At 65.6% G+C, this 11,687-nt stretch carries 11 protein-coding genes; 9 read left to right on the plus strand and 2 right to left on the minus strand.

Annotation, left to right across the window (positions count from 1 at the left end; all coding sequences use genetic code 11):
- Positions 1-35: 35 nt before the first annotated feature.
- Positions 36-950 carry an MBL fold metallo-hydrolase gene (locus ACFQU0_RS15250; protein ID WP_382202248.1) on the plus strand — a complete coding sequence of 305 codons (915 nt, stop codon included), beginning with the start codon at positions 36-38 and terminating at the stop codon, positions 948-950.
- On the opposite strand, the gene argC is transcribed toward ACFQU0_RS15250, so the two are convergent.
- Positions 951-1,862: an N-acetyl-gamma-glutamyl-phosphate reductase gene (gene argC / locus ACFQU0_RS15255; protein ID WP_382202250.1), complete on the minus strand. Its 912-nt coding sequence runs from the start codon at positions 1,860-1,862 to the stop codon at positions 951-953.
- A 198-nt stretch (positions 1,863-2,060) separates the two neighbouring features.
- Here argC and sucC point away from each other — a divergent pair, with 198 nt between their 5' ends.
- From sucC to ACFQU0_RS15290, 7 genes are all read left to right on the plus strand, one after another.
- Positions 2,061-3,221: an ADP-forming succinate--CoA ligase subunit beta gene (gene sucC, locus ACFQU0_RS15260; RefSeq protein WP_382202252.1), complete on the plus strand. Its 1,161-nt coding sequence runs from the start codon at positions 2,061-2,063 to the stop codon at positions 3,219-3,221.
- An 18-nt stretch (positions 3,222-3,239) separates the two neighbouring features.
- Entirely contained in the window at positions 3,240-4,133 is an 894-nt protein-coding gene (gene sucD, locus ACFQU0_RS15265) for a succinate--CoA ligase subunit alpha (RefSeq protein ID WP_382202254.1), read from the plus strand.
- Between the two features lie 141 nt (positions 4,134-4,274).
- A complete protein-coding gene (locus tag ACFQU0_RS15270) occupies positions 4,275-5,027 on the plus strand; it encodes a TerC family protein (protein WP_382202256.1) in 753 nt (250 codons plus the stop codon).
- Between the two features lie 37 nt (positions 5,028-5,064).
- The gene (locus ACFQU0_RS15275) at positions 5,065-5,853 is read left to right on the plus strand and encodes a Stp1/IreP family PP2C-type Ser/Thr phosphatase (protein ID WP_382202258.1); all 789 of its coding nucleotides are present in this window, start codon (positions 5,065-5,067) and stop codon (positions 5,851-5,853) included.
- A gap of 46 nt (positions 5,854-5,899) precedes the next feature.
- The gene (locus tag ACFQU0_RS15280; RefSeq protein WP_382202260.1) at positions 5,900-6,526 is read left to right on the plus strand and encodes an FHA domain-containing protein; all 627 of its coding nucleotides are present in this window, start codon (positions 5,900-5,902) and stop codon (positions 6,524-6,526) included.
- A gap of 41 nt (positions 6,527-6,567) precedes the next feature.
- Entirely contained in the window at positions 6,568-7,347 is a 780-nt protein-coding gene (locus ACFQU0_RS15285) for an MBL fold metallo-hydrolase (RefSeq protein WP_382202262.1), read from the plus strand.
- 7 nt (positions 7,348-7,354) lie between these two features.
- Entirely contained in the window at positions 7,355-9,769 is a 2,415-nt protein-coding gene (locus tag ACFQU0_RS15290; protein ID WP_382202264.1) for a GspE/PulE family protein, read from the plus strand.
- A 137-nt stretch (positions 9,770-9,906) separates the two neighbouring features.
- Here ACFQU0_RS15290 and pyrF read toward each other — a convergent pair whose 3' ends face one another.
- Positions 9,907-10,731, minus strand: coding sequence for an orotidine-5'-phosphate decarboxylase (gene pyrF / locus ACFQU0_RS15295; RefSeq protein ID WP_382202266.1), 825 nt, complete (start codon positions 10,729-10,731; stop codon positions 9,907-9,909).
- Positions 10,732-10,784: 53 nt separating this feature from the next.
- On the opposite strand from pyrF, the gene ACFQU0_RS15300 reads away from it, so the two are divergent.
- Positions 10,785-11,687, plus strand: coding sequence for a DMT family transporter (locus ACFQU0_RS15300; RefSeq protein WP_382202268.1), 903 nt, complete (start codon positions 10,785-10,787; stop codon positions 11,685-11,687).

Genomic DNA, 11,687 nt, shown 5'->3' on the forward strand with positions numbered 1-11,687 from the left:
CAGCGACGATCCACCGCTTCAGGTACAAACACCGCATGACCATCGCCCTGCCCCCTGGTGTCACTGTCTTCGAACGCGGCTGGCTGTCGGCCAACAACATCCTCTTCCAAGGCCCGGAAGGCAACGCCCTGATTGACTCGGGCTACGCCACCCACGCCAACCAGACCGTGGCCCTGGTGCGCGCCGCGCTGGGCAGCCAGCCATTGACGCACCTGCTCAACACCCACCTGCACAGCGACCACTGTGGCGGCAACGCCGCGCTGCAGGCCGCCTACCCAGCGCTGCAAACGCTGATCCCGCCGGGCCAGGTGCACGCCGTGCGCGCCTGGGACGACGACCACCTGACCTACGTGTTGACCGGCCAGACCTGCCCGCGTTTTCGCATCGAAGGGGTGCTGCTGCCCGACACCACGCTGACGCTCGCCAACCTGACCTGGCAGGTGCATGCGGCGCCCGGCCACGACCCGCACTCGGTGGTGCTGTTCCAGCCCGGTCACCGCCTGCTGATCTCGGCCGACGCGCTGTGGGAAAACGGCTTCGGTGTGGTGTTTCCGGAACTGGAAGGCGAAGACGCCTTCCACGAGGTGGGCGCCACACTGGACCTGATCGAAGGCCTGGCGCCGCTGACCGTGATCCCCGGCCATGGGCGGGTGTTCACCGACGTGGCCGGCGCCCTGGCGCGGGCGCGTACACGCCTGGAGCAGTTCACCACCTCACCCGACAAACACCTTCGTCATGCGGCCAAGGTGCTGATCAAGTTCAAGCTGCTGGAATGGCAGCGCCTACCGTTGAGCGACTTTGAAGCCTGGGCCCGGGGCACACCCTACCTGCTGAACCTGCAGCAGCGCATGGGCCAGGCCAGCTTTGGCGACTGGCTGATGCCCATGGTGGACGAGCTGGTGAAAAGTGGCGCCGCCCAGCGGGAGGACGGCTGGCTGGTGAACGCCTGATCAGACCCCGAGCATCAGCTTGAGGTTCTGCACCGCCGCGCCGCTGGCACCTTTGCCCAGGTTGTCCAGGCGGGCAATCAGCACCGCGTGGCCGTGGGCGGCGTTGCCGAACACACGCAGCTCCATTTTGTTGGTGTCCTTCAAGGCCACCGCATCGAGCTTGCCCGACTCGGTGGCAGGCGTCACCGTCACCCACTCGCTGCCGGCGTAGTGCGCGGCCAGGGCATCAAACAGTTGGGCGGCCGTGGGCGATCCAGGCAGGGTGTCCAGGTGCAGCGGCATCTGCACCAACATGCCCTGCGGGAAGTTGCCCACCGCCGGTATGAACAGCGGCCGGCGCTTCAGGCCGGTGCAGGCCATGATTTCGGGAATGTGCTTGTGGTTGAGCGTGAGCGCATAAGCCTCGTAGGCCGGCGCTTCGCCCTTTTCATACGCCTCGATCATGGTACGCCCACCGCCCGAATAGCCGCTCACGGAAGGCAGGCTGAGGGGGGTGTCGGGGGCGATCAGGCCCGCGTCGATCAGCGGGCGGATCAGCGCGATGGCGCCGGTGGCGTAGCAACCGGGGTTGGCCACGCGATCGGCCTGGGCCACGGCCCGCGCGTGCCCCCGCGTGAGTTCGGGAAAACCGTACACCCAGCCCGGCGCCACACGGTGGGCGGTGGAGGCGTCGATGATTTTGGGCTTGGCGCCCGGCAGGGCATCGATCATGGCCACCGACTCGCGCGCCGCATCGTCGTGCAGGCACAGGATGACCAGGTTGGCCTCGGCCATCAGCGCACGCTTGGCCTCGGGGTCCTTGCGGCGCTCGGGGGCGATGCTCAGCAAGCGCACCTGGGGCATGTGCGCCAGACGTTCGCGGATTTGCAGACCGGTGGTACCGGCTTCGCCGTCGATGAACACGGAAGGCATGTGGGGCTCACTTGGACACCGGCAAAGGCGTCAGTTCTGTTTCAGGAATGATCTAAATAATTATGCATTACGAGCCGACGAACGCCCCGTTTTGATGCATTGCACCATGATACAGTTCGCGGTTGCGATCGCCAAGGCCGGGCTTCCGGCCGACTATCCATCAGCCGGGTCAGAAGCCCCTCTCCTGAAAGAGACCTCATGAAGATTCACGAGTACCAAGGCAAGGAAATCTTGCGTCAATTCGGCGTGCCTGTGCCCCGCGGCATCCCGGCGTTCACGGTGCAAGAAGCCATTGAAGCCGCACAAAAACTGGGCGGCCCCGTGTGGGTGGTCAAGGCCCAGATCCACGCCGGTGGCCGGGGTAAGGGTGGTGGCGTGAAGGTGGCCAAGTCGATCGACGATGTCAAGGCCCGCGCCAGCGACATCCTGGGCATGCAGCTGGTCACGCACCAGACCGGCCCCGAAGGCCAGAAGGTCCGCCGCCTCTACATCGAAGACGGCGCCGACATCAAGAACGAGCTGTATGTGTCGCTGGTCACCGACCGCGCCACCCAGAAGGTCGCCCTGATCGCTTCCAGCGAAGGTGGCATGGACATCGAGGAAGTGGCCCATTCCACGCCCGAGAAGATCGTCACCGAGATGATCGACCCGCTGACCGGCATCACCGAAGCGCAGTCGCGCAAGGTCGCGGCCGCCATCGGCCTGACCGGCGCTTCCGTGGACCAGGCGGTGGACATCTTCGCCAAGATCTACAAGTGCTACATGGACACCGACGCGTCGTTGGTGGAAATCAACCCCCTGAACTGCGACTCCAAGGGCAACCTGATGGCCCTGGACGCGAAGTTCAACTTCGACGCCAACGCGCTGTTCCGCCACCCCGAAATCGTGGCCTTCCGCGATCTGGACGAAGAAGACCCGGCTGAAATCGAAGCCTCCAAGTTCGACCTGGCCTACATCAGCCTGGACGGCAACATCGGCTGCCTGGTCAACGGTGCCGGCCTGGCCATGGCCACCATGGACACCATCAAGCTGTTCGGCGGCGAGCCGGCCAACTTCCTGGATGTGGGCGGCGGCGCCACCCCCGAGAAGGTCACCGAAGCCTTCAAGATCATGCTCAAGAACCCCAAGGTCGAGGGCATCCTGGTCAACATCTTCGGCGGCATCATGAAGTGCGACACCATCGCCACCGGCGTCATCACCGCCTGCAAGGCCGTGAACCTGAACGTGCCGCTGGTCGTTCGCATGAAGGGCACCAACGAAGAACTGGGCAAGAAGATGCTGGCCGAATCCGGCCTGCCCATCATCGCGGCCGACACCATGGCCGAAGCCGCGACCAAGATCGTCGCCGCCGTCAAATAAGCCCGGAGCAGAAACACCATGTCGATCTACATCAACAAAGACACCAAGGTCATCACCCAGGGCATCACGGGCAAAACCGGCCAGTTCCACACCGAGAAGTGCCAGGAATACGCCAACGGCAAAAACTGCTTTGTGGCTGGCGTGAACCCGAAGAAGGCCGGCGAGTCCATCTTCAACATCCCCATCTACTCGACCGTCAAGGAAGCCGCGCAGCAGACCGGCGCCACCGTGTCGGTGATCTACGTGCCGCCCGCCGGCGCTGCCGCCGCCATCTGGGAAGCCGTTGAAGCCGATCTGGACCTGGCCGTCTGCATCACCGAAGGCATTCCCGTCAAGGACATGCTGGAAGTGCGCAACAAGATGAAGGCCAAGGAAGCGGCTGGCGGCAAGAAGACCTTGCTGCTGGGCCCCAACTGCCCCGGCCTGATCACGCCCGACGAGATCAAGATCGGCATCATGCCCGGCCACATCCACCGCAAGGGCCGCATCGGTGTCGTGTCCCGTTCGGGCACGCTGACCTATGAAGCCGTGGCCATGCTGACCGAAGTGGGCCTGGGCCAGTCCAGCGCTGTGGGCATCGGTGGCGATCCGATCAACGGCCTGAAGCACATCGATGTGATGAAGGCCTTCAACGACGATCCGGACACCGACGCCGTGATCATGATCGGCGAGATCGGCGGCCCCGACGAAGCCGAAGCCGCCATGTGGTGCAAGGCCAACATGAAGAAGCCCATCGTCGGCTTCATCGCTGGTGTCACCGCCCCTCCCGGCAAGCGCATGGGTCACGCCGGTGCGCTGATCTCGGGCGGTGCCGACACGGCGGACGCCAAACTGGCCATCATGGAAGAGTGCGGTTTTGTCATCACCCGCAACCCTTCGGAACTGGGCAAGCTGCTGAAGGCCCAGCTGTAATCAGCGTGCCGGGGCACCGTGGTCGCCGACGGGCGACTGCGGGAAACCACAATGACCAAGCCGGGTTGTCTGCGCGACAATCCGGCTTTTGATTTTTTTCGTGGCCGGGATGGCGGCCTCAGACAACCAGCAGGACAGCGCATGGAAGAATTTATGACAGCAACGTTCTGGCTCGCCGTGGGCCAGATCATCATGATCGACATCTTGCTGGGTGGCGACAACGCGGTGGTGATCGCGCTGGCCTGCCGCAAGCTGCCGCCCGCGCAGCGCCGCCTGGGCATTCTCTGGGGCACGGCGGGGGCCATTGGCCTGCGTGTGATCCTCATCGTGTTCGCGCTGGCCTTGCTGACCGTGCCTTACCTCAAGCTGGTGGGCGCCGTGCTGCTGCTGTGGATCGGCATCAAGTTGCTGGTGCCCGACGATGAAGACGAGCACGGCAACATCGAGTCCAGCGACAAACTCTGGGCTGCCGTCAAAACCGTGATCGTGGCCGACCTGGTGATGAGCGTGGACAACGTGATCGCCATCGCCGGCGCCGCCGAAAGTGCCGGTGGCGACCACAAAATCCCCTTGGTGATCTTCGGCCTGCTGGTGTCCATCCCCATCATCGTCTGGGGCAGCCAGCTGGTCATCAAGCTGATGGAGCGTTTCCCCATGATCATCGTGTTGGGTGGCATGCTGCTGGGCTGGATCGCCGGCACCATGGCCGTGACCGACCCGGCCGTGCTGCCACACCTGCCGGCCGACTACCTGGTCGCGGCGGTTCGCGAAGGTGCGCTGCCCACCGTGGTGTCCAGCCTGAACTACGGCGCGGGCATTCTGGGGGCCTTGCTGGTCTTGGCCGCTGGCATGTTGATGCGCAAGAAGAAGCCCGCCAACACCAACGGGCACTGATGCGCCGGCTGGCGCGCAACCCGCTGCCAGGCCGCCCATGATGCTGTACCAGTTCAGCAGCCGCTCGGACACCGGCCGATTGCGCACCAACAACGAAGACGCCGTGGCCTGTGAGGCGTCGTTGGGGTTGGCGGTGCTGGCCGACGGCATGGGCGGCTACAACGCGGGCGAGGTGGCCAGTGCCATGGCCACCGGCACGGTGTCCACCGCCCTGGGCACGTGGCTGCTCACGCACCAGGAGAAGGCCAGCGCACGCGAGACCGCCATCGCCATGCGTTTGAGCGTGGAGCGGGCCAACCAGGCGATCCACCAGGCATCGCTGGACAACAGCGAATTCACCGGCATGGGCACCACACTGGTGGTGGCCGTGTTCTCAGGCGCGCGGGTGCTGGTGGGGCATGTGGGCGATTCGCGCTGCTACCGCTGGCGCAACGAACAACTCAGTCAGCTCACCCGCGACCATTCGCTGTTGCAGGAACAGCTCGACGCCGGCCTGCTGACCCCACAGGCCGCGCAACACGTGCCGTACCGCAACCTGGTCACACGCGCGCTGGGGGTCGAGGACCAGGTGGCGCTGGACGTGGGCGAACACGTGGTGTCCCCCGGCGACCTGTACCTGTTGTGCTCCGACGGCCTGTCCGACATGTTGCCCGACGACGCGCTGGCGCAGTTGATAAAAAACGGCGGCCCCGACGCCGAATTGGCCCAGACACTGGTGGATGCGGCCAACGCGGCGGGGGGCAGAGATAATATCTCGGTCATTCTGGTGCGTGCGACAGGCGGTCCACCCACCAGACGCCTGTTGCCTCGCTGGTGGACGCGCTGAGGCGCATGGGCCGCCACGGGGCCCACGTCAGTCCCTTGGAGCCTATATGCCGAAAATGATCGTCTCGATTGACGGTGTCGTGATCAAGGAGGTCCAGCTCACCAAGGAGCGCACGACCCTGGGCCGCCGGCCCTACAACGACCTGGTGATCGACAACCTGGCCGTCAGCGGCGAGCACGCGGCCTTCGTGCTGGAGGGCAACACGGCACTGGTCGAAGACCTCAACAGCACCAACGGCACCTACGTCAACGGCAAGGCCATTCGCCGCCAGGCCTTGGCCCATGGCGATCTGGTGGAAATTGGCAAGTACAAAATCCGGTTTGTGGGCGAGGGACAAGAACTGTCGGGGGCCGCGCCCATCGCGGCACCCACCGCAACGCCTGCGGCCAGCCCCGCACCGGTGGGCGACCCGCCCAGTGCCTCCATCGAGGTGCTCAGCGGCCCGGCCGCCGGGCGCACCGTGCCCGTGGTCAAGGTGGTGACCACCTTGGGCAAACCCGGGGTGGCCGTCGCCTCCATCACGCGCCGCCACCACGGCCACGCGCTGGCCTTGGTCGAAGGCCAGGTGGCCCCCACGCTCAACGGCCACCCGGTGGGCGACGAGCCTGTGATGCTCAAAGATGGCGATGTGATTGAGCTGGCGGGCACGCGCATGTGCTTTCGGCAGCCCTGAACGCCGCCGCCCCGACCCACCCTTTAACAAGTCTGCCCCTGATGCACATACGCGTACTGGGCTGCTCTGGTGCCATTGGCAAAGATTGCCGCACCACCTCCTTCCTGCTCGACGACAACGTGCTGGTGGACGCCGGCACCGGTGTGGGCGATTTGACGCTGGACGAACTGCGCCGCATCGACCATGTGCTGCTGACGCACGCGCACCTGGACCACATCGCCGCGCTGCCCCTGATGCTGGACTCGGTGGCCGGCTTGCGCTCGCAGGCGCTCACGGTGCACGCCCTGCCCGCCACGCTGGCGGCGCTCAAGGCCCACGTGTTCAACAACACCATCTGGCCGGACTTCACCGTCATCCCCAGCCCCGAAGCGCCGTTTGTGCGCTTCGAGCCGCTGGACGTGGGCCAGCAGCTGACCGTGGGTGGCAAGGCGGTGGAGGTGCTGCCCGCCGTGCACACCGTGCCGGCCGTGGGCTACGCCGTGGCAGGCACACGGGGGCACTGGGTGTTCAGCGGCGACACCGAACGCAACCCCGCCTTCTGGCAGCGGGTGAACCAGCTGACGGTGGCCATGCTGGTGATCGAAACCGCCTTCAGCGACCGCGAAGCGCAGCTGGCCAAACGCGCCCTGCACCTGGCGCCTCACAGCCTGGCGCAAGAGCTGGAACACATCGTCTACCCACCGGGTGCGCGCTACCCGATCTACATCACACACACCAAACCGGCGGAAACCGAAGCCATCTTTGCAGAGGTGGAGGCGCTGGATCTGCTCCACCGCCACGAGCTGCACTGGCTCGCCGCCGGCCAGGTGTTCAGGCTGTAACAACACCATGGCCCGCAACGCCCGCCCCCACACGCTGGAAGCCTTGTTCCTGCGTCACCTGCAGCAGGTGAGCAACCGCATCCACAACGCCGACCGGCTCGAACAGATCATGATCGACGCCAGCGTGGACATCTGCCGGCTGTTCAATGCCGACCGGCTCACGCTGTATGCGGTCAGCCCCGACGGGCAATCCATCGTGTCGCGGGTCAAGACCGGGTTGAACACCAGCAGCGACCTCAAGCTGCCCATCAACACCCGCAGCATCGCCGGCTTTGTGGCCCACTACCGGCAAAAACTCAACATCGCCGACGTCAACGACGCGGACGAGCTCAAGGCCATTTCGCCCGAGCTGAACTTCCTGCACGCGGTCGACAAACGCACGGGCTACCGCAGCAAACAAATGCTGGTGCTGCCCATCGAGGACGATGGCGAACTGCACGGCGTGCTGCAACTCATCAACAACCGCGACGACCGGCCTTTTGGCAACATGGACGTCGAGGGCGCGCAGCAACTCTGCGAGACCCTGGCCATCGCGTTTCGCAAATGCCGTGTGTGGCCCACCGCCGACGCGCCGCCAGCGACCCCGGCACCGCCGCCCTCTGGCGAGCTGGCGGCAACCGACACGTCCAAAGCCCACCCTGTGGCCACGCGTTACGACCACTTGGTGCAAATGGAGCGCATCACGGCCGACGAACTGGGTGAAGCGGTGCGCCACGCCCGCGAGCACGGTCAGAGTGTGGAGCAGGTGCTGCAGCAGACCCACGGCATCGCCTGCGCCGATGTGGGCCAGGCCTTGTCGCGTTTTTTTGGTGTGCCCTACGTGGGTTTTCAGCCCAACCGCTTGCGTGTGGAGGCCCTGCATGGGCCACTCAAACGCGAGTTTGTCATCGGCCAGCGCTGGCTGCCGCTGGAGGACGGGCCCGACGGCCTGGCCGTGATGTGCCTGGACCCGGAGGCCACACGCAGCGCGCGCATGGTGCCGCAGATTTTCCCCAAGGCCAGCCGCATCCAGTACCTGGTCACCACACAGACCGAATTTCTGCAGACGCTGGACCAGATCTACGGTGCCGACAGCAGTGGCTCCATCGACGACCTGCTGGCCGACATGCTGCCGGTGGGCGAAGGCGAGGCAGAAGAAGACGACAGCGCGGTGTCGGCAGCGGCCGACAACGAGCTGGTCAAGTTCGTCAACAAAATCATCGTGGACGCCTACCGCCAGGGCGCCTCGGACATCCACATCGAGCCCCTGCCCGGCAAGGCCAAGACGGGCATCCGCTTCCGCATCGACGGCACGCTGATGCCCTACACCGAGGTGCCCGCTCAGTACCGTGCGGCCATGGTCACGCGCCTGAAAATCATGTGCGACCTCGACATCTCCGAGCGCCGCAAGCCGCAGGACGGCAAGATCAAGTTCAAACGTTTTGGCCCGCTGGACATCGAGCTGCGCGTGGCCACCCTGCCCTCGGCCGGCGGCGTGGAGGACGTGGTCATGCGCATCCTCAGCGCGGGTGAACCCATCCCGCTGGACCAGTTGGGCCTGACCCGCCACAACCGCGAGCGCCTGATCCCCACCATTGAAAAGCCCTACGGTCTGTTCTACGTGTGTGGCCCCACCGGCTCGGGCAAAACCACCACGCTGCACTCCATCCTCAAACACCTCAACACGCCCGCCACCAAAATCTGGACCGCCGAAGACCCGGTGGAAATCACGCAGAAAGGCCTGCGCCAGGTGCAGGTCAACAAAAAGGCCGGCATCGACTTTGCGATGGTGATGCGCGCCTTCCTGCGCGCCGACCCCGACATCATCATGGTGGGTGAATCGCGCGATCTGGAAACCGTGTCCATGGGCATCGAGGCCTCGCTCACCGGCCACCTGGTGTTCTCCACCCTGCACACCAACTCGGCGCCAGAGTCCATCGTGCGCCTGCTGGACATGGGCATGGACCCGTTCAACTTCGCCGATGCGCTGCTGGGCATCCTCGCGCAGCGACTGGCCAAACGCCTGTGTTCGTGCAAGCAGGCCTATGTGCCGGACGAGGCCGAGCTGCGCGACTTCGTGCGGGAGTTTTCACTGGATTTGCGCCACACGCCCGAGTGGCGGGACGACCCGGCCACCGCCGAACGGCACCTGCTGGAACGCTGGCGGACCGACTACGGCACCCCCACCCAAGGCCTGCAGATGTACCGCGCCGTGGGCTGCGAACGCTGCAACGGCAGCGGCTACAAGGGCCGCGTGGGCCTGCACGAGCTGCTGATCGCCGACGACACCGTCAAGCGCCTGGTGCAGGAGCGCGCCCGCGTGGCCGAGTTGCTGACGGCCGCCCTGGCCACCGGCATGCACACCCTCAAGATGGATGGCATGGAAAAGGTGTTGATGGGCCTGACCGACCTGAAGCAGGTCCGGTCGGTTTGCATCAAATGAGCTGAGGCCCCCTTGCGTCCCGCACCCTTTGGGTGCGGTCCGGGGCTCCGCCGCTGCGCGGGTCGCTGCCCCAAAAGGGGGCGCGTTTTCAGCTTGGGGCGTCCCGGCGCTGAAAACAAGGCCCCCCACTGGGAGGCTCAGGGCCGAGCGGCCTGCAGAACGTCGCGTGTTTTCATGGCCTCGCGCCGCGCCGCCTCGGCAAAGTCATCGCCCGAAGACGCGTACAGAACGGCGCGCGAGGAGTTCACGATGATGGGGCCATCGGGCCGCCAGCCAGCACGCACCGTGGCCAGCGCATCGCCACCCTGCGCTCCCACACCGGGAATCAGCAGCGGCACGGTGGGCGCGATGGCGCGCACGCGTTCGATCTCGGCCGGGTAGGTGGCGCCCACGACCAGGCCCAACTGGCCATTGAGGTTCCACGGGCCCTGCGCCAGCCGCGCCACGTGTTCGTACAACAGGGGCTGGCCGTCCACGCTGGCCAGGCGCTGGTTCTGCAGGTCGTCGCCACCGGGGTTGGAGGTGCGGCACAGCAGGAAGGCGCCCTTGCCGGGGTATTCCAGATAGGGCTTGACCGAATCCCAACCCATGAAGGGCGACAGGGTCACGGCGTCAGCGCCGTAACGCTCGAAAGCCTCACGCGCGTACTGCTCGGCGGTGCTGCCGATGTCGCCGCGCTTGGCGTCCAGGATGATGGGCACTTGGGGCGCGCTCACACGCATGTGGGCCATCAGCTGTTCCAGCTGGTCTTCGGCGCGGTGAGCGGCAAAGTAGGCGATCTGCGGCTTGAAGGCCACCACCAGGTCGGCGGTGGCGTCCACGATGGCAGCACAGAATTCGTAGATGCGCTGGGCGTCTCCGCGCCAGGCCCCAGGAAAACGGCTGGGTTCCGGGTCCAGCCCGACACACAGCATCGACTGGTTTTGCGCCCCGGCGGCGCGCAGCATGTCGGTAAAGTTCATCCCGGTATTGTAGGTAGCCGGCCCCGTGAGCCCGAATTTGTTAAGGTCGCTGGATGGCGCGACTCTCCTCCCGACAACTCATCCTGCTGGTGCTGCTGACCGTGTGCTGGGGCCTGAACTGGCCGGTCATGAAAAGTGGCATCGCCGACTTCCCTCCACTCACCTTTCGCGCACTCTCGCTCTGGCTGGGCCTGCCGGTGTTGGGCCTGGGGCTGGTGTGGCTCAAAGTGCCGTTTTCACTGCCGCGTGGCCCGGGCGGCGCGCACTGGCGTGAACTGGCCAAGCTGGCCACCACCAACATGTTCGTCTGGCACGCCTGCATGATCATCGCGCTGGGCATGTTGTCCAGCGGGCGAGCCGCCATCCTGGGCTACACCATGCCCATCTTCTCGGCCCTCATCGGTGCCTGGCTGTTCGGCAACGTGGTCAACCGGCGCGGCTGGCTGGGCGTGGGCGCGGCCGCCTTGGGTGTGCTGTTGTTGTTGTGGCACGAGGTCACCACGCTGAGCGGCAACCCGCTGGGTGTGGGCCTGGCGCTGTTTGCCGCCGCCACCTGGGCATTGGGCACGCAGCAGCTGCGACAAACCACCCTCCAAGTGAACACCTTGACCCTGTCTTTCTGGATGACGGCACTCACCGCCGTGGTGGTCTCGGTGCTGGCTTGGGGCCTGGAAGACGCCGACCTGCGCCACATCCCCACCGCCACCGCCTGGGCCGTGGTGTACAACGCGGTGCTGATTTTTGGTTTTGCCCATGCCACCTGGTTTTACCTGGCACGCAGCCTACCCCCGGTGGCGTCCACCTTGAGCGTGATGCTGATCCCCGTGCTGGGCGTGTTCAGCGGCGCGTGGTGGTTGAATGAGGTGCTGCACTGGCAGGACTGGGCTGCCGTGGCGCTGATGGTGGTGTCCATCGCGTCGGTGTTGTGGCCCAGCCGGGCGGCTGAAAGGCAATGA

It is taken from the genome of Hydrogenophaga defluvii, from assembly GCF_042665235.1.
In the GTDB taxonomy this organism is placed as follows: Bacteria; Pseudomonadota; Gammaproteobacteria; order Burkholderiales; family Burkholderiaceae_C; genus Hydrogenophaga; species Hydrogenophaga defluvii_A.